This window comes from Streptomyces sp. NPDC001668 (assembly GCF_042893155.1).
GTDB lineage: Bacteria > Actinomycetota > Actinomycetes > Streptomycetales > Streptomycetaceae > Streptomyces.
The window spans coordinates 355,534-375,161 of sequence record NZ_JBIAUQ010000001.1 but is presented as its reverse complement, the minus strand read 5'-3'; the positions used below and the strand labels follow the sequence as shown (position 1 = coordinate 375,161).

Below are 19,628 nucleotides of genomic sequence, written 5' to 3'. Positions count from 1 at the left end.
CATGAGGGCCCTGCACATCATCACCGGCCTCGGCGTCGGCGGCGCCGAGCAGCAACTGCGGCTCCTGCTGCGCCACTTGCCCGTCGACTGCGAGGTCGTGACGCTCACCAACCCGGGCGCGGTCGCCGACGGCCTCGTCGCGGACGGGGTGCGGGTCACGCACCTCGGCATGGCCGGCAACCGCGACCTGGCCGCGCTGCCCCGGCTGGTCCGGCTCATCCGCCGGGGCCGCTACGACCTCGTGCACACCCACCTCTACCGGGCCTGCGTCTACGGCCGGCTCGCCGCGCGCCTCGCGGGCGTCCGGGCGGTGGTGGCCACCGAGCACTCGCTCGGCGACTCGCAGATGGAGGGGCGCAGCCTCACCTCGGGTGTCCGGGCGCTGTATCTGGCCAGCGAGCGGCTCGGCCGGGCCACCGTCGCCGTCTCCCCCACGGTCGCCGAGCGGCTCAAGCACTGGGGGGTGCCCGCGCCGCGGATCGCGGTCGTCCCGAACGGCATCGACCTGGACCGCTTCCGCTTCGACCCGGCACAGCGGCTGCGCACCCGGCAACGGCTCGGGCTGCCGGAGACCGCGTACGTCGTCGGCGGCATCGGCCGGCTCACGGCGGCCAAGCGGTTCGACGTACTCATCCACGCCCTCGCCCAACTGCCGGACAACTTCTGGCTGTTGCTGGTCGGCGGCGGGCCCGAGGAGTACGTCCTGCGGCGCACCGCGCACGCGGCCGGGGTGGCGGACCGCGTCCTGTTCACCGGCGAACGCCCCTGCGTACCCGACGGTTCCCCCGGCCCCGACCTCCCCTCGCTCACCTCCGCGATGGATCTGCTCGCCTCGCCGTGCCCCGAGGAGGCGTTCGGACTGGCCGTCGTGGAGGCCCTGGCCGCAGGGCTGCCGGTCCGCTACGCCGCCTGTCCGGCGGTCGAGGACCTGCCCCCGCACTCCGCGCCGGCCGCGCGCCGCGTGAGCGGGGGCCCCGACGCGTTCGCCCGGGCGCTGGTGGCGGCCCGCGCCGAGGGCCCCCTCGCGCGCACCGCGCCCGACGCCGCCCACCACTACAGCATCGCCCGCAGCGCCGCGCGGCTCATGGACGTCTACGCGGCCGCCCATTCCTCGCCCTCGTCACCCCACGGAGTCAGTTCCTCATGACCGAGAATCCCAGCGGCCCCCGCCGCCCGTCCCCCGCCCTCACCCGTGTGAGGGCGCTGCCGGCCTGGTCCCTGCTCGCGGCCGGTGTCCTCGCCGGCGGTCTGCTCGGCGGCACGTACGGCCTGGTCAGGACGCCCACGTACACGGCCACCAGCTATGTCGTCGCGGTACCGACCGACAGGTCCGACTCCGCGACCGCGCTGGGCTTCGCGCAGGCCTACGGCCGGGTCGCCACGCAGCTCGCGGTGCTCGGGGACGCGCAGGTGTGGGCGGGCGTGCCGGTGCGGACGCTGGAGTCGAGCGTGCAGACGGCGACCTCGCCGGACGCCCCGATGGTGGCGATCACGGCGACCTCCTCGCGCCCGGACCTCGCCGCCGACATGGCCAACGCCGTCTCGCGCGCGCTGACCCGGCACGCGAACGACTCCCGGGCCGACACCCACGTCGAGCTCCGGCAGTTCGCCCGCGCCACCCGTCCCGGCGGGCCGTCCTCGGCGTCCCCGGCGGTGACGGGTCTGGTGGGGGCGAGCGCGGGCGGTCTGCTCGGCGGCCTTGTGCTGCTGGTCCGGCCCCGCCGGGCCACGGACGAACCCGCACGGCCACCGTCCGTGCCCAGCCCGGCCACCGCCGCCGATGTCCACGGACAGCTGTGAAGTACACCGTCGAACTCGTCACCGACGACAGCGCGTTCACCGAACTCGCCCCGGACTGGCACCAGTTGTACGGGAGGTGCGCGGCGGCGACCCCGTTCCAGAGCCACGCCTGGCTGCACTCGTGGTGGCTGTCCTACGGCAGCCGGGGCCGGCTGCGCCTCCTGCTGGTCCGCGACGGCCGTGAACTCGTCGCCGCCGCCCCGCTGATGCGGGTACGCCGTCCGGTGCCGACCCTCGTGCCGCTCGGCGGGGCGATCTCCGACTACGGGGACGTGCTGCTGGACGACGAGCGCGGCGAGGAGGCGGTGACCGCGCTGACCGAGGGGCTCGCCTCGGTGGCCCGCACCGCGCTGATCGACTTCCGTGAGGTACGGCCCGGGGGCGCGGCCGAGCGGATCTACGACCGCTGGCACGGACCGCGCCGCCGGGTCAGCGACTCGCTGTGCCTGGAGCTGCCCGCCGTGCCCATGGACGAACTGGTCGCCCGGCTGCCCTCGGCGAAGGCCCAGCGGGTGCGGGCCAAGCTGCGCAAGCTGACCGCGCTCGGCGTCGAGCGTCAGGTGGTGCGGCCGGAGGAGGTCGACACGGCGCTGCGCCGGCTGCTGGAGCTGCACCGGCTCCAGTGGCAGGGGCGGAAGGTGACGTCGGAGCATCTGCGGACGCGGTTCTGCGACCACCTGGTGCGGTCGGTCGGGCCGATGGTGCGCTCGGGGGACGCCGTCGTCACCGAGTTCCGGCTGGGCGAGGACGTGGTGGCAGTGGACCTGACGCTGCTGTCGCGACGGCTGGCGGGCGGCTATCTCTACGGCGCCCACCCGCGGCTGCGGGAGTGCAAGGCGGACGTGGCGGTGATGCTGCTGGACGCGTGCGCCGAGCACACCCGTGCCGGCGGACGCGGCACGCTGAGCCTGCTGCGCGGCAACGAGCCCTACAAGCATCACTGGCGCCCCGAACCGGTCGTCAACCAGCGGCTGTTGCTGGCCCGGCGACGCACCGCCCCGCTGCTGTCGGCGACGCTGTGCGACGTGGCCGCCCGGCGGCGGGGCAAGGAACTGGTGCGACGGTGGAGGGAGCGCGGTGGCGACGGGCCGTGACCGACCCGCCGCCGCCTGGGGGTCACCGGCTGCGCGACCACCAGTCGAAGCGCAGGCACAGCTTCCCGCCGAGCCAGTACTCGACCCAGTCGCCCAGTTGCAGCGGCGAGCAGTTGGCCGGGGGCACGGGCGTGACCGGTGCGGTGGGAACGGCCGGAGTCGTCGGTGCGGGCGGAGTGGTCGGTGTGGTGGTCCCGCCGGGTTTGGTCGGCTCCGGGGCCGGATTCTCGGTGCGGCCGGAGAGCACGGACCGGTAGACCTGGGAGGACCTGGGGTTGTCGGCGCACTGCCAGACACCGTGCGGACAGTAGTCCGTCAGCGTGTTGTACAGCGGCTTGTGCGCGTCCATCCACGCGAGCATGCCCCGCATGTACGCGGAATTGTCACCGTTGCGGAAAAGCCCCCATTCCGGATAGGAGATGGCCTTTCCGTGCGCCTTCGCGAAATCCACCTGGGCCTGGAGGCCGTACGGCTCTGTCACCTGCCGCTCGAACGACAGTCCGCTGGGCTGGTCGTACGAATCCATTCCGACGATGTCGACCGTGTCGTCCCCCGGATAGCACTCCGTCCAGGGAACGGCGTCCCGGCCGCGACTCGGAGCGAAGTCGAAGCGGAATTTCTGGCCCGGCACCGCGCGCATCGTGGTGACGATCCTTTTCCAGTACGTCTTCCACGCCTCGGGGTCGGGTCCGCAGCGGTGGGTGTACGTGGTGCCGTTCATCTCCCAGCCGAGGACGACGACCGTGTCCGGCACCTTCAGCTCGACCAGCCGCTCGGCGAGCGCGCGGAAGTGGCGGTCGTACTCCCCGGCGACGCCCCGGCGCAGCAGCTGCCGTACCTCGGCGTCGGAGACGTTCTCCTCGTTGTGCTCCATCATGGGCACGTTGAGGACCAGCATCCGGTCGGCCTGCCGGGTACGCCAGTCCGCCCACACGTCGAGGAAGCCGTGCCGGCCCTCGATGTTGGTCCAGCGGTCGCCGGGCAGATAGGTGTGCCCGACGCGCAGCTCGGCACCGCCCAGCCAGTGGCTGAGCTCGGCGATGCGGGCCACGCCTCGGGGGCCGTAGTCGAGGTAGGCGCCGAAGGCCGGACCGCTCTTCGGCGGTGGGGTCGGCGTGTCCGGGGCCGGTGGCACCGGCGGGATCGTCGGGACCGGCGGGGTGACCGCCGGCGCGGGGGTCGGCGGGGCGACCGCGGGTGTCGGAGCGGGCGGATCGGCGACCCGCGCCGTCCCCGCGGCGAAACCGGGACCCGATGCCAGGACGACCGACGCGGCGACCGCCGCCGTGGTGACCGCCAGTCGTCGGGAACGGGCCCCTCGCTGCTGTGAGGACATGCCTGCTCCTTTCTCTCCGATAACTGACACTCAGTCACATCAATATGACCAACGCCACCGTGGTTACGGCTTTCGAGTGCACCGATCGCCCGCCCGAGTGAAACCACCCGAAGGAAAATGCCCGTGTCGCTGCTCGACACCCGAGTTCCCGCCGTCCTGCTGCGGATCGACCGCAATCCCTTTCACCACGGAACACTGGGGGCCGTACGCTCACTCGGCAGGGCGGGGGTCCACGTCCATCTCGTCGCGGATTCCACCGGAAGTCCGGTACGGCAATCCCGTTTCGTACGCCAGATCCATCCCCCGCCGCCGCCCGGCGCCTCCCTCGGTGACATCGCCGTCGCACTGCGCCGGATCGCGACCGGCGTCGCGCGTCCGGCCGTGCTGATCCCGATGGACGACGCGAGCGGCATCGCGGTGGGCCGGCTGCGCGAGGAACTGACCCCCGCCTATCTGCTGCCCCAGCAGCCGGGCACGCTGCCCGAACGCGTCGCCGACAAGGCGGAACTGGCCGAGGTGTGCGCGGTGGCGGGCGTGCCTCATCCGGAGACGGTCATCCCGGAGAGCGCCGAGCACGCCGCGAGCGCCGCCCGGGGACTGGGGCTCCCGGTGATCGCCAAGTGGAGCAGGCCCTGGCTCGTGCCCCCGGGGACCGGACTGCGCAGCACGAGCGTGGTCCGCTCGGCACAGGAGGCGCGGGACCTGTACCTGCGCACCGGGGAGGCCGGCAGCCGGCTGCTGCTGCAGGCGTTCCTGCCTCCGGGCCCCGACCGGGACTGGTTCTTCCACGGGTACGCCGACCGGTCCGGGACCGTGCGCGGCGGCGGCCCCGGCGTCAAGACACGGGCCTGGCCGCGCGGCGCCGGGCTGACGGCGGTGGGTCGCTGGGCACCCAACGCGCAGGTGCAGCTGCTCGCCGAGCGGCTGGCGGCCGAACTGGGTTACCGCGGCATCTTCGACCTCGACTTCCGCCGCTGCGGCGCGACCGGGCGCTATCACCTGCTCGACTTCAACCCGCGCCCCGGCGCGCAGTTCCGGCTCTTCACCGACTCCGCCGGGCTGGACGTCGTACGCGCCCTGCACCTCGACCTGACCCACCGTCCGCTGCCGGACGGCGTGCCGCTGCCGGGGCGGGAGTTCGTGGTCGAGAACTACGCGCCCCTGACCGCGCTGCGGCCCGCCCCTCCCGCCGGCCGCGAACTGGCCTGGAACGCACGGGACGACCGGGGCCCCGGGCAGGCGCTGTGGGGCCTGTGGGCGCGCCATGTGTCGGGTCGGCTGCTGGACCGCGTACGCGGGGCGGCCGCCGGGGCCTCGGCGCGCACCCCCGCACCCGCCGGGCACCACGCGGCACCCACCCCCCGGACCGCCGAGTTGCCCCACACCATGTCCCACGATCTGTCCGAAGACGTCTCCGACGAGAAGGCGAGCAGTTGCTGATGTACGACCTACTGGTGGTGGGCGCCGGGCCCTACGGCCTGTCCATCGCGTCCCACGCCGCGGCCGCCGGGCTGAGACTGCGCGTCTTCGGCCGGCCCATGGCGTCCTGGCGCGACCACATGCCCCGCGGCATGTTCCTCAAGTCGGAGCCCTGGGCCTCCAACCTCTCGGACCCGCACGGCCGTTGGCAGCTGGACCGGTACTGCGCGGACCGGGGGGTGGCGGCCCGGCACGGGGAGCCGATCCCGGTGGAGACGTTCGCCGAGTACGGCCTGTGGTTCGCGCGCAACGCCGCGCCCGAGGTCGACGAACGCACCGTGACCCGGGTGACCCCCTGCCCCGGCGGCTTCGAGGCGGTCACGGAGGACGGCCAGTCCGTGCACGCCCGTACGGTCGCCCTGGCGGTCGGCGTGATCCCCTTCGTCGAGATCCCGCCGGCCCTGCGCGACCTGCCCCCGTCCCTCGTCTCGCACAGCAGCCACCACCACGACCTCTCCCGCTTCCGCGGCCGGGACGTGACGGTCGTCGGCGGCGGCCAGGCGGCCCTGGAGACCGCGGCCCTCCTCGCCGAACAGGACACGCGGGTACGGGTGTTGGTGCGTGCCGAACACGTGTCCTGGAACGACGTGCCACCGCCGTGGGAACGCCCCTGGTGGCAGTCGGCCCGCGCCCCGCACAGCGGCCTGGGCTGCGGCTGGCGCAACTGGTTCTACTCCGAACGCCCCGGCCTCTTCCATCGTCTCCCGGAATCGACCCGGGCCCGCGTCGCCGCGACGGCACTCGGCCCGGCGGGCGCGTGGTGGGTGCGGGAGCGGGTCGAGGGAGCGGTGGAGGTACTGCCCGGCCACGAGGTCGCGGCGGCACGACCGATGAGGGACGGGAACGGGGTACGGCTGGAGGTGGTCCACCGGACAGGTGCCGGGGGGCCCGGAGTCCCGGCGTCCCTGGAAACCGAACACGTCATCGCGGCCACGGGCTTCTCGGCCGGCTGTGACCGTCTGACCCTTCTCGATCCCGAGCTGCGCACCGCCCTCACCAGGACCGGGGCCGGCTCACCCCGGGTGACCTCAGCCTTCGAGTCCTCCCACCCCGGCCTCTTCCTGGCCGGCCTGATCACCGCCCCGGGCTTCGGCCCGGCGATGCGGTTCGTCCAGGGGGCGGCCTACACGGCGGAGACCTTGGTACGGGGGGTGCGGCGCCGGCTGCGGGCCGGGGACGTGGGTGCGGTGGTGCCGGTGCCGGGGAGGCGGGGGCCCAGCGGGGCACCGGCGGGCGCGCGCCGCTGACGCGGGCCGGGCCCGGGGTCTCGTGCCGCGAGTACCGGGCCGCGGGTGCCGGACGTTCCCTGTCCGGCACCCGGCGCACTATCGGCGGGAGGCGGCTCGGCCCCGGCGGTACAGGACGACCCCACCCACGATCATCGCGGCGCTGGCACCCGATGCGGCCAGCATGGCCTCGGCACCGGTGTGGGGCAGCTGGGGCGGGGGCATGTGGTCCCCACCGGGGGGCGGAGTGTGCTCGCCACCGGGGGGCGGCGTGTGCTCGCCACCGGGCGGAGGCGTGTGGTCGCCACCAGGAGGCGGAGTGTGATCCCCACCCGGCGGAGGCGTGTGGTCCCCACCAGGAGGCGGAGTGTGATCCCCACCAGGAGGCGGAGTGTGATCCCCACCAAGAGGCGGCGTGTGGTCCCCACTCGGCGGAGGCGTGTGGTCCCCACCAGGAGGCGGCGTGTGATCCCCACCAGGAGGCGGAGTGTGATCCCCACCAGGAGGCGGCGTGTGATCCCCACCCGGCGGAGGCGTGTGGTCCCCACCAGGAGGCGGCGTGTGATCCCCACCGGGCGGAGGCGTGTGGTGACCCCCCGGCGGAGGCGTGTGGTGACCCCCCGGTGGTGGCGTGTGATGGCCGCCCGGCGGAGGCGTGTGGTCGCCGTAGCCGCCGCCCTCCTCGTGCCCGGGGGTGTCGCCGTACCCGCCGCTCCCCTCCTGCCCGGAGTCGTCGCCGTAACCCGAATCGTCGCCGTGCGGCACGCCGCGGGAACCGTGTCTGCCCGAACTCGGTTCGACGGCACAGGAGTTACCGAACGCCGGGTTGAGTGCGGCGGCCACGTCGACGGAGTCGCCGCAGGCGTTGACGGGGACGTCGACGGGCGCCGCCACACTGTCGCCGGACACGACGCCGGCCGAATCCGTGGCGGCCCCGCTCGTGTGCGTGTCGGCGAGGACAGGGCTGCTGCACAGGGACAGAATGCTTGTCGCGGCGGCGGCCGCGACCATTCCCCTACTCAGGGTCTGTCGCAATCTCGTTGTCTTCCTGCTTGTAGAAGTGGGAAAAGCCGGCCCTGGACGGAATCGAGCGGTCCAAGGCCGGCCAGGACAGCCGGTACGGCTGAGGTGTTACGAGGTCAGTGGTTCACGCACACGTTGCCGAACGCCGGGTTCAGCGCACCGATGACGTTGACCGTGTTCCCGCACACGTTGATCGGCACGTGGATGGGGATCTGGACGACGTTGCCCGAGAGAACACCCGGGGAACCGATGGCGGCACCCTGGGCTTCGGCGTCCGCGAAGGCCGGGGCGGCCACGCCGAAGGCCATGATCACGCCCGCGGCGACAGCGGCGGTCTTCTTCATGAGATTTCCCTTCTCTGCGGTCATGCCCCTTTGTCGGCGTGTGACCGAGCGAGCACAGACGGAGCGGCTCGCGCCATGACCTGCAGGCTGTAGAACGAGGGATAGCCGACAGAGAAACTACCGAACACGTGGCGCGGGAGAATTCACTCGATTGCCCTGTGCCGTCACTCATTCCACTCCCGACCACGCGGGAAAAGGCCCACGCAGAAAGCCCGGGCGGCCCGCGGACAATGCCGCGGGCCGCCCGGCCAGTCGGATTCGGCCTACTTCTCTCCGTGGGCCGTTTCCGATTCCTCGGTGGCGGCCGACAGAACCGACAGGTCCTCGAGGACGTGCGACAGCGCGCCGTCCCGCTTGGACTGGGTGGAGTTGTCGGAGCACTGCTGGGTCAGCTGGTCCGACAGGATCGGCACGTCCTGGACGTTGACGATCTGCAGAACGCCGACGTTGGTGTCGCTCAGGCCGAGGCACGGCTTGTTGAGCGTGCCCTGGACCAGCGAGAGCTGGGGGCTCATGTCACCCTTGGTCGCCGAATTGCCGAACGACGACGTGGCGCCGTTACCGTTGGCCACGGTCGGCCCGTTGTCGTTGCCGATGGCAAGCGCCGTCGGAGCTGCCGCCACCGACATTCCGACGACAGAAGCGGCGGCCGCCGCGGCGGCCATTGCCTTCTTAAGCACTTCGCGTTCCTTTCCTCGTAGCGACACAATGCCCTACGGCCACATCAACCCGGCATGCGAGGAATGGTTGCGGGCGTTCACTCCATTGGCCCTGTCGCCGACTTGGGCGCCCCGCGGGCACCGGGTTCCGGCCGGGGCTCTCGGCCGCTCCCCGCTGTCCGCCGTCGGAGTGAACGGGAGAAACCTCGTCACGAGCGCGCAGTTAGCCAGAACGCTCCGGTCCCCGGGGCTTCCTCAGAAAGGACTGGCCAGTGATCAAGAAGATTGTTGCCACCGCGGCGATGGCCGCGTCCGCCGTGGGTGCCTCCGCCGCCGCGGCCCCGCAGGCACTCGCGATCGGCAACGACCAGGGGCCGACCGTGGCGAACGGCAACGGCGCGTGGCAGAGCTTCGGCAACTCGAGCACCTACGGGAACATGAGCCCGCAGATGGCGCTGATCCAGGGGTCCTTCAACAAGCCCTGCCTCGCTGTCAGCGACCTGCCCATCGGTGTGCTCCAGGTGGTCAACGTCCAGGATGTCCCGATCCTGTCGGACCAGCAGACCCAGCAGTGTGCCGAGAACTCCACCCAGGCCAAGCGGGACGGTGCGCTGGCCCACCTGCTGGAGGACGTGTCGATCCTGTCCTCCAACCAGGAGTCCAACAGCAAGGACTCCGGCCACAAGGACTCCGGCCACTGATCCCGGCCTCCTGGTCGAGGCCGAAGGGGCCGCCGAGCATCTCGGCGGCCCCTTCGGCGTGTCAGCGCCGGTACAGCGCCTCGATCTCCTCCGCGTATGCGGCGCTCACCACATGCCGCTTGACCTTGAGGGACGGTGTGAGCATGCCGTTGTCCTCGGTGAACTCCCCCGCGACGAGCCGGAAGGCGCGGATCGACTCGGCGCGGGAGACGGCCAGGTTGGCGTGGTCGACGGCCTTCTGGATGTCGGCGCGCAGCCGTTCGTCCTTCGCGAGCTCGGCGAACGGGGTGTCGGCGGGCAGGCCCCGGACCGACAGCCAGTGGGCCATCGCCTCGGGGTCGAGGGTGATCAGGGCGGCGACGAAGGGGCGGTTGTCGCCGACGACGAGGCACTGGCCGACGGGGGCCCGGCTGCGCAGCCGGTCCTCCAGGACGGCCGGGGAGACGTTCTTGCCGCCGGAGGTGATGAGGAGGTCCTTCTTGCGGCCGGTGATGGTGAGGTAGCCGTCCTCGTCGAGGGCGCCGAGGTCGCCGGTGGCGAACCACTCGTCCTTCAGGACGGCGTCGGTGGCCTCCGGGTTGTTCCAGTAGGCACCGAAGACGACCCCGCCCTTGATGAGGACCTCGCCGTCGTCGGCGATGCGGATCGCGGTGCCGGGGACCGGCTGTCCGACGGTGCCGGGGCGGGGGCCGAGCGGCGGGACGACGGTGGCGGCGGCGCTGGTCTCGGTGAGCCCGTAGCCCTCGTAGATGATGATGCCGGCGGCGGAGAAGAACAGGTTGAGCTCGCGGTCCAGGGGTGAGCCGCCGCTGATGGCGTAGCGGGTGCGGCCGCCGAGTTCCTTGCGGATACGGCGGTAGACCAGCAGGTCGTACAGGGCCCAGGCGGCGTAGAGGCCGGGGCCCGGTCCCTTGCCGCGGTCCAGGAACTTGTCCAGGTAGGCCGCGCCGAAGCGGACGCCGACGCGGTGGGCGCGGTCGAAGGAGGCGGCGCGGCCCAGCTTCTCGGCGGTGGCGCGGCCGGTGGCGTGGATCTTCTCGAAGAGGTACGGCACGCCGACCAGGAAGGTCGGGCGGAACTCCTTGAGGGCGGGGCGCAGTTCGTCGGGCTTGATGCTCGGGCAGTGCCCGATCTCGATGCGGCCCATCAGGCAGGCGATCTGGAGGGTGCGGCCCATGATGTGGGCGAGCGGGAGGAAGAGGAGGGTGGAGGCGGTCTGGTCGGTGACCTCCTTGAAGATGGGGTGGAGCAGCTCGACGGTGTTGGCGGCCTCGGCGTGCAGGTTGGCGTGGGTGAGGACGCAGCCCTTGGGGCGGCCCGTGGTGCCGGAGGTGTAGCAGATCGTGGCGATGGTGTCGGGGGTCAGGGCGGCGCGGCGCTTGGTGACCTCGTCGTCGGGGAGGTCGTGGCCCAGGGCTTGGAGTTCGTCGAGTGCCCTGGAGTCCAACTGCCAGATGTGCGGCCTGGCTTGGTGTTCCGCCGTGCCGGTGGTGACCGTCGCCGCGTTCTCGGCGTTCTCGGTCACGATGTGCCGGGCTCCGGAGTCGCGGACGATCCAGTCGACCTGCTCGGCGGAGGAGGTGGCGTAGACGGGGACGGTCTGGCCGCCGGCGGCCCAGATCGCGAAGTCCAGGACCGTCCACTCGTAGCGGGTCCGCGACATCACGGCCACACGGCCGCCGGGTTCGACACCGGCGGCGATCAACCCCTTGGCCACGGCGGTGACTTCGCGGGCGAAGGCGGCTGCCGTGACGGGCTTCCAGCCCTCCTTCTCCTTGCGGCGCAGCACCACCGCGTCGGGCGTCTCGGCAGCGTTGGTGAAGGGGAGGTCCGCGATGCTGCCGGTGGCCGGGGGCGGGGCGAGGGGTGGCGTGCGGGCCTCTCGTACGACCCCGCTCTCGTCCTTGACGACCTGGACCCTGGTCCGGCCCGCCAGGTGTTTCGCCCGCTTCAGGTCCTTGCGTACGCCCATGATGGCTCCCCGGTCGGCTCCGACTGGGTGGTCAACTTACTCGTAAGTAAGGAAAGGTCAATGGGTCCGGCGTCAGTCCGCGAGGCGCCGGGCCCGGCTGATGGTCTCGGCGAGTCGGCGTACCGCGCTGTCCTCGGTGCGGTCTGCCAACTCGTCGGCCCAGTAGGCGAGTTCGCTGAGGGACGGCCTGCCCGGCAGGCGGTTGTCGGCGCCGCTGTCCCGGAGGGCGTCGGCGAAGTAGGCGGCCACCGCGTCGACCTGGAAGCGGGGGTTCGCGTCCCGCAGCGAGGTGTCGAAGGTCTCAAGGCCGGCCGACTTCTCGTGCGGGGCCCGGGTCTTCGGGTCCTGCCAGCGGACGGTGGCCGTGGCGAGGTGGCCGTCGGCGCCGGGGCGGGTGCGGACCGCGTAGAGCGCGGTGACCGTGTGGCCGGGGCCGACCTCGCCGCCGTCCACGCGGTCGTCGCGGAAGTCGTCGTCGGCGACGCGCCGGTCGTCGTAGCCGACGAGGCGGAAGGAGGCGACGTTCTCGGGGTCGAAGGCGACCTGGGCCTTGGCGTCGCGGGCGGTCAGGTCGATGTTCTGCGGGAGCTGTTCGCAGAAGACCTTCTCGGCGTCGTCGCCGGAGACGTAGACGGTGTGGCCGTCGCCCTTGTCGGCGAGGCGTTCCATGAGGGCGTCGCCGTAGTCGCTGCCGACGCCTACGCCGAAGAGGGTGATGCCGTGCTCGCGGCGGGCGGTGTCGATGCGCTCCAGGATGGAGTCGGGGTCGGTGTCGCCGTCGTTGGCGAGGGCGTCGGAGATGAGGACGACCCGGTTGGTGGCGCCCTCGCGCAGGCCCTTGACCGCCGTCCGGTAGCCGGTCTCGACGCCCGCGGCGAGGTTGGTGGAGTACGTCGGCCCCAGGCTGTCGATCGCCTGGTGGATCAGGTGGCGGTGGTCGCCGAGGCGGGTCATCGGCAGGACCGTCTCGGCCTGGTCGCTGAAGGTGACGAGGGCGACCGAGTCGTCGTCGCGCAGCCGGTCCGTCATGGTGTCGAGGGAGTGCTGGGCGAGGTCGAGGCGGCCGGGTTCGGCCATGGAGCCGGAGATGTCGATGACGAAGGTGAGGGCGGCGGGCGGGCGCCTGGCGGAGTCCTCGGCGGCACTCCTCGTGGCGAGGCCCACGCGGACCAGGGACCAGTCGTCGCGGTCGGTGCGGGCGCCGTCGACGGTGACCGTGAAGCCGTTGCCGTCGGGGCGGTCGTAGTCCTGGCGGAAGCTGTTGACGAACTCCTCGGGGCGGATCGTCGAGGGGTCGGGGCGGCGGCCCTCGGCGAGGGTGCGGCGGGCGTAGCCGTAGGAGGCGGTGTCGACGTCGAGGGCGAAGGTGGAGAGGTAGTCGGGGGACGGGGTGACGTAGTCGCCGCGGGACCCGTCGGGGTCCTGTTCGCCCTGGGGCTGGTCCGGGGCCGGGAAGCCCGAACCGTGGGAGCCGCCCCTCGCGCCGTCCGCGCTGCTCTTTCCTCCGTCGTCGCCCCCGGCGCAGCCGGTGAGCATGAGGCCGCCCGCCAGTGTGAGGGCGAGCATCACCTGTCGTGTCCGCTGTCGCTCCATCGTCCGTACCCCCTGGGCCTGTTGACGTCGGCTTCTGCGACTGTGACGGGCCGGGGGGCCGGAACGTGCGCTACGGAGCGTTGCGGATGGGTATCGAAGGGGGCACGGAGACGGCCCGTCGAGACCGGTGGGAGATCTTCCGGTGACCTAGGAGACCACGTCCTTGCGGGCGAAACCCCTGAAGGCCAGGGCGAACAGCACCAGGGCGAGCGTTATCGAGAGTGACGTGCCCTGGATCATGTCGGACCACTGCAACGCGGGCTGTACGGCGTCCAGCCACGCGTACTGCCAGTGCGAGGGCAGGAAGTCGCGCCAGTCGCCGAGGGCGGTCACCTGGTCCAGCACATTGCCGACGATGGTCAGGCCGACCGCGCCGCCGACCGCGCCGAGGGGGGCGTCGGTGCGGGTGGAGAGCCAGAACGCGAGGGCGGCGGTGACGAGTTGGGAGACGAAGATGTACGCCACCGTGATCAGCAGCCGCTGAGCCGCCGTGCCCGGTTCCAGTGAGCCGCCGGTGGGCAGCTGGAGCGGGCCCCAGCCGTACGCCGCCGTGCCGACCGCCAGGGCGACCAGCGGGAGCAGGAGCATCGCGGCGAGGCTGAGGGTGAGGCCGACCACGAGCTTGGACCAGAGCAGGCGGGCCCTCGGCACTGGTGCCGCGAGCAGATAGCGCAGGGAGGACCAGCTCGCCTCCGAGGCGACCGTGTCCCCGCAGAACAGCGCGACCGGGACGACCAGCAGGAAGCCCGCGGAGGCGAACAGGTTCACCGCGGCGAAGTTCGCCCCGGACACCGTCGCCGTGTCCATCAGGTTGACGCGGGTGTTGCCCGAGCCCGGTCCGCCGCCGAGCTGGAAGGCGATCAGCAGGACGAAGGGCAGGGCGGCCAGGATGCCGAACATGACGAGGGTGCGGCGGCGCTTCAACTGCCGTACCAGCTCGACCCGGACCGGCAGCGTACGGCCCGCGCGGTAGCCGTCGGCGACCTCCGCGCGCTCGGTCAGCGTGCTGCTCATGCGGAGTCTCCGATCAGGGTGAGGAAGGCGTCTTCGAGCCGGCGGTGGGGGCCCACCGACTCCACGGGGACCTCGAGCCGGACGAGTTCGGCTACCAGGCGGGCCGCGCTGCCGTCCGCGTCGAGCCGTACGAGAAGGCCGTCGTCGGTGGTGACCGCCGACGCCACGCCCGGCAGGGCCGCGACCTTCCCGGCCACGGGCTCCTCGACCGGTACGGCGGTGCCGACCAGCAGGGTGTCTCCGGAGCCGACGATCTCGGCGACCGGGCCCGCCTGGATCAGCTTGCCGTGGTCCATGACGACGAGGTGGGTGCAGGACTGCTCGACCTCCGAGAGGAGGTGGCTGGAGACGATGACCGTGCGGCCTGCCGCCGCGTAGCGGATCATCACCTCGCGCATCTCGCGGATCTGCGGCGGGTCGAGGCCGTTGGTCGGTTCGTCGAGGATGAGCAGGTCCGGCAGGCCCAGCATGGCCTGGGCGATGGCCAGGCGCTGGCGCATGCCCTGGGAGTAGGTGCGGACCGCGCGGGCCAGCGCGTCGCCGAGGCCCGCGATCTCCAGCGCCTCGTCCATGTGGGCGTCCTCGGGCGGGCGGCCGGTGGCCCGCCAGTACAGCTCCAGGTTCTCCCGGCCCGACAGGTGCGGGAGGAAGCCCGCGCCCTCGACGAAGGCGCCGACCCTGGAGAGCACGGGGGCGCCGGGCGCGATCGCGTGGCCGAAGACGCGGACCTCGCCGCCGTCCGGCCTGATCAGGCCCATCAGCATGCGCAGGGTGGTCGTCTTGCCCGCGCCGTTCGGGCCGAGCAAGCCGAGGACCTGGCCCTTCTCGACGCGGAAGGAGAGGTCACGGACCGCGTAGCGGTCGGTGGACTTGGCGTACCGCTTGCTCAAGTCCGTTATCTGAAGGGGGACTTCGGCCAGCTCCGGATCGGGGGCGGCGGGGGCGGTCGTACGGCGGCGGCCCGTCACCACGAGGAACAGGGCGAGCACCGCGCCGGCCGGCGGGAGCCACCACACCCAGGCGGGCAGGGGGGCCTGGGTGTTCTTCTCGCCGAGGGGCTCGGGGACGTTCAGGTCGCCCTTCAGGGAGACGGTGTACGTCGCCGGGGCCGCCGGGGAGGCGTAGCCGAGGTCCGTGGAGGCGAGGACCAGCTTGAGGCGGTGGCCGTCCTCGATCTCGTGGTCGATCGCCGGGAGGGTGATCCTGACGTCCTTGCCGGCCTTGGCGCCCTCGACCTTGAGGGGCTCGACGAGTTGGGAGGGCAGGGTCTGCCGCCCGTTCGCGCCCACGTCGTACAGCTTGGCGAAGAGGACGGCGTCCTCGCTCGTCGACTTCACATGGACGGTGACGGTGGGCGAGCCGGTGATCCGGAGGTCGTCGCGTACCGGCTTCGACTCGAACGCGGCGTACTGGCCCGGGAAGTCCAGGGAGACGCCGACGCCCAGGGAGGAGAGCTGGGAGAGGCCGCCTCCGCCGAGGCCGGGGAGGGCCGAGACGGCGGGCGGGTTGGCGCCGGCGGGGTTGGCGAAGTCCTGCTCGCGGCCGGTCAGGGCGATCCTGTGGTCGTCGCTCTCCAGGCCCGGGTAGGTGTCGGCGGTGACGCCGGTCAGGCGGGTCTCGCCGTCGCCGGTGTCGGTGCCGACGGTGCGGGTGACGCGGAAGGCGGGACCGGTGCCGGCGGACTTGTCGTCCTTGAGGTAGCGGTCGAACCAGTTCGTCACGCGGGACTGGACGCGGCTGGTCTCCAGGTCGCCGCCGTCGTGGCCGCCGGCGATCCAGTCGACGTCGACGGGGGCGCCGTTCGCGCGGATCGCCCTCGCGGCCTGGTCGGCCTGGTTCAGGGGGAAGAGGGAGTCCGTCTGGCCCTGGACCAGCAGGGTGGGGACCTTGATGTCCTTGGCGACGGCCGACGGGGAGCGTTCCTCCAGCATCTTCTCGGCCTGGGCGTCCGGGGTGCCGGACTGGGCGACGCGCTGGTACATCGCGCAGATCCGCGGCTCGAACTTGGCGCAGCCGCCCGCGGAGTTGACGAAGATGCCGGCCCAGAGCTTCTTGAAGACACCGTTCGGGAAGAGGGCGTCCGAGAGGTTCCAGTAGGTGATCGACGGAGCGATCGCGTCCACGCGGCGGTCGTGACCGGCGGCGAGGAGGGAGATCGCGCCGCCGTAGCTCGCGCCCGCCACGCCGACCCGGGGGTCGCCGGGCTTGTCCAGCTGGACCTGGGGTTGCCTCGCCAGCCAGTCGATCAGCTTGCTGACGTCCTTGACCTCGGCGTCGGGGTCGTTGAGGCCGACCTTGCCGGTCGACCTGCCGAAACCGCGGGCGGACCAGGTGAGGACCGCGTAGCCGTCCCTCGCGAGGTCCTCGGCCTGCTGGCGTACGTCGTTCTTGCTGCCGCCGAAGCCGTGGCCCATGAGGACCGCGGGGCGCCTTTCGGTGCCGTTCGTCGTGAAGTACGAGGTGTCTATGCGGACGCCGTCGATCGACATCATCTGGTCCGCGCGGTGCACCGGGGGTGGGTCGTCAGAGGCGGCGGCCGTCCAAGTCCCGGCTGCGGCGAGCACGACGACGGAGGCCGCGGCGGCGATCCACCGCGGCCTCCGGAGGCGTCGAAGATCCATGATTCAACGGTACGGGGTGAAGCTGTCGGGGACTTATCTACTCGGGGCTGAACTCCGGGCCATCCTGGGGGTGGATGAGGAGTCGCGGTGTACAGCGGGTGCGGTACGGCTACGGGGGTGGTGCGTCCTCTTCATGGCCGTCCGCGGGTCCGCTGTGGCTGGTCGCGCCCACGCGGCGGAGCCGCACATCGACACAGCCCCGCGCCCCTGACTTCTCACACCTCCGGTATCGATACGAGCCACCTTGTTTCGGCTCGGGGGCGGAGGTAGAGGGCCCAGTACAGCGTCGCCGCCGCTGTGATGCCGCCCGTCCACAGCAGGTACTCCGTCTCTTGCTGGGTCAGGATGTACGTCAGGACCGCTATCAGGAGCACCGGCATCGCGGGCCACAGGGGCATGCGCCAGGCCGGGGTGTGCTTGTGGTGGTTCCGGCGGGACAGGAGGGCGGCGATCGCGACGAGCAGGTACATGCCGGTCACCGAGACGCCTGTCACGCCGTACAGGGTGTCCAGGTTCACGAAGCACAGAGCCGCTCCCGGGACGCCCACCGCGAGGGTCGCGACCCACGGGCTGCCGAAGCGGCCCAGCTTCGAGAAGAGGCTGTTGACCGGGGACGGCCAGGCCTTGTCCCGCGCCGAGGCGAACAGGACCCGGGAGTTCTGGATGACCATGACGATGCCGGCGTTGATGATCGCGAGGGCGACGCACAGGCTGACGAAGGTGCCGACCGCCGAGTCGGACCAGGCCGTGACCATGGAGCTGATGTCGCCGCCGGTCAGTTGCGTCAGGTCGGAGGCGCCCATGGTGATCGCGACCACCGGGACCAGGATGATCACGGTGGAGATGGCGAGGGTGGCCAGGACCGTGCGGGCCACGTTGCGGCGCGGGTTCTCCAGTTCCTCGGAGAGGTAGACGGCCGTCGAGAAGCCCTGGGTGACGAAGAGGGCGATCGCGAGGCCGGAGACCACCAGCATGGCCGTCACCGTGTCCGCGCCCCCGTGCGCGCCCGCCACCTGCAGGGACAGCAGGCTGCCGGGGCCGCGTTCGGCGTGGGTGAAGCCCAGGAGCGCCACCACCGCGGCCGCGATCACCTCCAGGACCAGGAAGATGCCGGTGATCCAGGCGTTGGCCCGCAGGTCGAGGAGGCCGGCGAGGGTGGCCAGGAGCATGACTCCGGCGCCCGCCAGGGAGGGGTCCAGGTGGATCACGGGGGCCAGGTAGTCCGCGGTGCCCATCGCGATCACCGGCGGGACGATCATGACGACCAGGAGGGACAGCACGAAGACGAGCCAGCCCGCGAGCCGTCCCGCGAGCGTGGAGACCATCGCGTACTCGCCGCCCGCGCTGGGGATGAGGGTGCCCAGCTCCGAGTAGCAGAACGCCACGGCGACACAGAGGAGGGAGCCGATGGCGATCGTCAGGGCGGTGGCGGTGCCGAGCGAACCGAAGAGGTCGGGGACGACCACGAAGAGCGTGGACGCCGGGGTCACACAGGACAGGGTCAGCAGGGTGCCGCCGACCACGCCGATGGAACGGTTGAGCTTGGCGTGGCCGTGCTCCAGCGCCTCTGGGACGGCGGTGTCGGCAGGGCGGAGGGTGTCGGTCATGGTGCTGCATGGAACCCCGACGAAAACCAGCACGTCAATAGGTGTCGAGCTGCGAAATCCGTAGATCCAGAGCGTCTTGAATGGCGAATACGGCAGTCCTGTGCGGCCGCTTCTGCTGTTCAGGCTCTACGGGAACCGCAGCGTCGGCCTGAAAAAACGTCCCGCTAAAGTCTGCCTTCAAAGGTCATTCACAGGGGGGCACATGAAGCTCAAGTACACCGCTGCCTGGGTGGGGTTCACGGCGGCGGCGATGGTCGCGGTCACGGCGTGCGGCTCGGAGGGCGTGAAGAAGGCGGCGGACGTCGTCGACAGGACGGACGCGATCATGGCGGCGCTCGCGCGGGCGACCGACCGGACGGAGAACCTGGGGTCCGCCGAGGTGAAGGTCTCCACGGCGACGCCGGGCACGGCTCCGATCAGCATGGAGGGCACGTACTCCTGGGGCGGCGGCTACGCCTTCGACGTCGAGATGGACACGAAGGCCGCGCAGATGCAGCGGCTCCAGGACGCCCCGACCACGCGCATGCTCTTCGTGGACGGTGCCTACTACTACGACATCGACCCGCAGCCCGCGGGCCCGCTCAAGGGCAAGGAGTGGATGAAGATCGACGCGTCGGCCGTGTTCGGCGACAAGGGCGCGCAGGCGTTCAGCGGGGCCGGCGGCGGGAGCCCGGCGGCCTCCATGCGAGGCCTGAAGTACGCCAACAACGTCGAGGACCTCGGCAAGGAGACCGTCGACGGGCAGCGCACGACCCACTACCGGGCCCGGATCGACCAGACGCAGATGGGGAAGTTCAAGGACGCCTACGGCGACGCGGACAGCATCGCCGGTTCGGTCACCGGCGGGGCCTCCTCGATGACCATGGACATCTGGGTCGGCGGCAAGGACCTGCCGGTGCGCCTGAAGCAGAAGATCGGCGCGATGACCGTGACCATGGACTTCGAGAAGTTCGGGAAGACGGCCGTGGTCAAGGCGCCGCCGGCCGCCGAGACCGGTGACCTGAGCGAGGCCGTGAAGGGCGCTGCCGGCAAGCAGTGAGCACGGCCGGGGGGGGGGGGGCCGCCCCCCCGGGGGGGGGGGGGGCCCCGGGGGCCCGGGGGGGGGGGGGGGGCCCCCCCCCCCCCCCCCCCCCCCCCCCCCCGGCGGGGGCCCGCGGCG

At 72.0% G+C, this 19,628-nt stretch carries 16 protein-coding genes and 1 pseudogene; 7 read left to right on the top strand and 10 right to left on the bottom strand.

The annotated features are described in order from the left end of the window. Nucleotide 1: 1 nt before the first annotated feature. The 3 genes from ACFYZ8_RS01725 to ACFYZ8_RS01715 are packed head-to-tail and all read left to right on the top strand — an operon-like array spanning nucleotide 2 to nucleotide 2,894. Complete coding sequence (locus tag ACFYZ8_RS01725; protein ID WP_388536557.1) at nucleotides 2-1,147, top strand: glycosyltransferase; 1,146 nt, start codon at nucleotides 2-4, stop codon at nucleotides 1,145-1,147. Beyond that, nucleotides 1,144-1,800 (top strand): lipopolysaccharide biosynthesis protein, encoded by a 657-nt coding sequence (locus tag ACFYZ8_RS01720; RefSeq protein ID WP_388536556.1) that lies wholly within the window; start codon nucleotides 1,144-1,146, stop codon nucleotides 1,798-1,800. Before ACFYZ8_RS01725 ends, ACFYZ8_RS01720 begins: the two co-directional genes overlap by 4 nt. After that, nucleotides 1,797-2,894, top strand: a complete 1,098-nt coding sequence (locus tag ACFYZ8_RS01715) for a GNAT family N-acetyltransferase (protein WP_359031516.1) — start codon at nucleotides 1,797-1,799, stop codon at nucleotides 2,892-2,894. The genes ACFYZ8_RS01720 and ACFYZ8_RS01715 overlap by 4 nt, the downstream gene beginning before the upstream one ends. 22 nt (nucleotides 2,895-2,916) lie before the next feature. Here ACFYZ8_RS01715 and ACFYZ8_RS01710 read toward each other — a convergent pair whose 3' ends face one another. Continuing rightward, nucleotides 2,917-4,230, bottom strand: a complete 1,314-nt coding sequence (locus ACFYZ8_RS01710) for a glycoside hydrolase family 26 protein (protein WP_388536554.1) — start codon at nucleotides 4,228-4,230, stop codon at nucleotides 2,917-2,919. A 117-nt stretch (nucleotides 4,231-4,347) separates the two neighbouring features. On the opposite strand from ACFYZ8_RS01710, the gene ACFYZ8_RS01705 reads away from it, so the two are divergent. Together ACFYZ8_RS01705 and ACFYZ8_RS01700 are read left to right on the top strand one after the other, a co-directional pair. Beyond that, nucleotides 4,348-5,670: an ATP-grasp domain-containing protein gene (locus tag ACFYZ8_RS01705; protein ID WP_388536552.1), complete on the top strand. Its 1,323-nt coding sequence runs from the start codon at nucleotides 4,348-4,350 to the stop codon at nucleotides 5,668-5,670. Continuing rightward, entirely contained in the window at nucleotides 5,670-6,956 is a 1,287-nt protein-coding gene (locus ACFYZ8_RS01700) for an NAD(P)-binding domain-containing protein (protein ID WP_388536551.1), read from the top strand. The genes ACFYZ8_RS01705 and ACFYZ8_RS01700 overlap by 1 nt, the downstream gene beginning before the upstream one ends. 78 nt (nucleotides 6,957-7,034) lie before the next feature. On the opposite strand, the gene ACFYZ8_RS01695 is transcribed toward ACFYZ8_RS01700, so the two are convergent. The 4 genes and pseudogenes from ACFYZ8_RS01695 to ACFYZ8_RS01680 form a co-directional block, all read right to left on the bottom strand. Continuing rightward, a complete protein-coding gene (locus tag ACFYZ8_RS01695; protein WP_351988162.1) occupies nucleotides 7,035-7,160 on the bottom strand; it encodes an LPXTG cell wall anchor domain-containing protein in 126 nt (41 codons plus the stop codon). 588 nt (nucleotides 7,161-7,748) lie between these two features. Further along, a pseudogene (locus ACFYZ8_RS01690) lies at nucleotides 7,749-7,946 on the bottom strand (chaplin); the annotation flags it as partial. 128 nt (nucleotides 7,947-8,074) lie between these two features. Beyond that, nucleotides 8,075-8,326 (bottom strand): chaplin, encoded by a 252-nt coding sequence (locus tag ACFYZ8_RS01685; RefSeq protein ID WP_359031513.1) that lies wholly within the window; start codon nucleotides 8,324-8,326, stop codon nucleotides 8,075-8,077. Nucleotides 8,327-8,565: 239 nt separating this feature from the next. After that, complete coding sequence (locus ACFYZ8_RS01680) at nucleotides 8,566-8,982, bottom strand: rodlin (RefSeq protein ID WP_388536548.1); 417 nt, start codon at nucleotides 8,980-8,982, stop codon at nucleotides 8,566-8,568. A 251-nt stretch (nucleotides 8,983-9,233) separates the two neighbouring features. Between ACFYZ8_RS01680 and ACFYZ8_RS01675 the strand changes: the two genes are divergently transcribed. Then, nucleotides 9,234-9,662: a rodlin gene (locus ACFYZ8_RS01675; RefSeq protein ID WP_359031511.1), complete on the top strand. Its 429-nt coding sequence runs from the start codon at nucleotides 9,234-9,236 to the stop codon at nucleotides 9,660-9,662. A 61-nt stretch (nucleotides 9,663-9,723) separates the two neighbouring features. Here ACFYZ8_RS01675 and ACFYZ8_RS01670 read toward each other — a convergent pair whose 3' ends face one another. The 5 genes from ACFYZ8_RS01670 to ACFYZ8_RS01650 all read right to left on the bottom strand — a co-directional run bounded on the left by ACFYZ8_RS01670 (nucleotide 9,724) and on the right by ACFYZ8_RS01650 (nucleotide 18,469). Beyond that, nucleotides 9,724-11,634 carry an AMP-dependent synthetase/ligase gene (locus ACFYZ8_RS01670; protein ID WP_388536546.1) on the bottom strand — a complete coding sequence of 637 codons (1,911 nt, stop codon included), beginning with the start codon at nucleotides 11,632-11,634 and terminating at the stop codon, nucleotides 9,724-9,726. 72 nt (nucleotides 11,635-11,706) lie between these two features. Then, nucleotides 11,707-13,227, bottom strand: a complete 1,521-nt coding sequence (locus ACFYZ8_RS01665) for a von Willebrand factor type A domain-containing protein (RefSeq protein WP_388536544.1) — start codon at nucleotides 13,225-13,227, stop codon at nucleotides 11,707-11,709. Nucleotides 13,228-13,374: 147 nt separating this feature from the next. Further along, nucleotides 13,375-14,241 (bottom strand): ABC transporter permease, encoded by an 867-nt coding sequence (locus ACFYZ8_RS01660; protein WP_388536542.1) that lies wholly within the window; start codon nucleotides 14,239-14,241, stop codon nucleotides 13,375-13,377. Then, a complete protein-coding gene (locus ACFYZ8_RS01655; RefSeq protein WP_388536541.1) occupies nucleotides 14,238-16,862 on the bottom strand; it encodes a CocE/NonD family hydrolase in 2,625 nt (874 codons plus the stop codon). Before ACFYZ8_RS01655 ends, ACFYZ8_RS01660 begins: the two co-directional genes overlap by 4 nt. A 215-nt stretch (nucleotides 16,863-17,077) precedes the next feature. After that, the gene (locus ACFYZ8_RS01650) at nucleotides 17,078-18,469 is read right to left on the bottom strand and encodes an APC family permease (protein WP_388536540.1); all 1,392 of its coding nucleotides are present in this window, start codon (nucleotides 18,467-18,469) and stop codon (nucleotides 17,078-17,080) included. A gap of 202 nt (nucleotides 18,470-18,671) precedes the next feature. Between ACFYZ8_RS01650 and ACFYZ8_RS01645 the strand changes: the two genes are divergently transcribed. Then, nucleotides 18,672-19,508 (top strand): hypothetical protein, encoded by an 837-nt coding sequence (locus ACFYZ8_RS01645; RefSeq protein ID WP_359031505.1) that lies wholly within the window; start codon nucleotides 18,672-18,674, stop codon nucleotides 19,506-19,508. Nucleotides 19,509-19,628: the final 120 nt, after the last annotated feature.

Excerpts from the sequence above, each read along its gene's own strand:
- ACFYZ8_RS01725 (WP_388536557.1), top strand. The coding sequence starts at position 2 with ATGAGGGCCCTGCACATCATCACCGGCCTCGGCGTCGGCGGCGCCGAG.
- ACFYZ8_RS01720 (WP_388536556.1), top strand. The coding sequence starts at position 1,144 with ATGACCGAGAATCCCAGCGGCCCCCGCCGCCCGTCCCCCGCCCTCACC.
- ACFYZ8_RS01710 (WP_388536554.1), bottom strand. The coding sequence starts at position 4,230 with ATGTCCTCACAGCAGCGAGGGGCCCGTTCCCGACGACTGGCGGTCACC.
- ACFYZ8_RS01705 (WP_388536552.1), top strand. The coding sequence starts at position 4,348 with ATGCCCGTGTCGCTGCTCGACACCCGAGTTCCCGCCGTCCTGCTGCGG.
- ACFYZ8_RS01700 (WP_388536551.1), top strand. The coding sequence starts at position 5,670 with ATGTACGACCTACTGGTGGTGGGCGCCGGGCCCTACGGCCTGTCCATC.
- ACFYZ8_RS01695 (WP_351988162.1), bottom strand. The coding sequence starts at position 7,160 with ATGCCCCCGCCCCAGCTGCCCCACACCGGTGCCGAGGCCATGCTGGCC.
- ACFYZ8_RS01685 (WP_359031513.1), bottom strand. The coding sequence starts at position 8,326 with ATGACCGCAGAGAAGGGAAATCTCATGAAGAAGACCGCCGCTGTCGCC.
- ACFYZ8_RS01670 (WP_388536546.1), bottom strand. The coding sequence starts at position 11,634 with ATGGGCGTACGCAAGGACCTGAAGCGGGCGAAACACCTGGCGGGCCGG.
- ACFYZ8_RS01665 (WP_388536544.1), bottom strand. The coding sequence starts at position 13,227 with ATGGAGCGACAGCGGACACGACAGGTGATGCTCGCCCTCACACTGGCG.
- ACFYZ8_RS01660 (WP_388536542.1), bottom strand. The coding sequence starts at position 14,241 with ATGAGCAGCACGCTGACCGAGCGCGCGGAGGTCGCCGACGGCTACCGC.
- ACFYZ8_RS01655 (WP_388536541.1), bottom strand. The coding sequence starts at position 16,862 with ATGGATCTTCGACGCCTCCGGAGGCCGCGGTGGATCGCCGCCGCGGCC.
- ACFYZ8_RS01650 (WP_388536540.1), bottom strand. The coding sequence starts at position 18,469 with ATGACCGACACCCTCCGCCCTGCCGACACCGCCGTCCCAGAGGCGCTG.
- ACFYZ8_RS01645 (WP_359031505.1), top strand. The coding sequence starts at position 18,672 with ATGAAGCTCAAGTACACCGCTGCCTGGGTGGGGTTCACGGCGGCGGCG.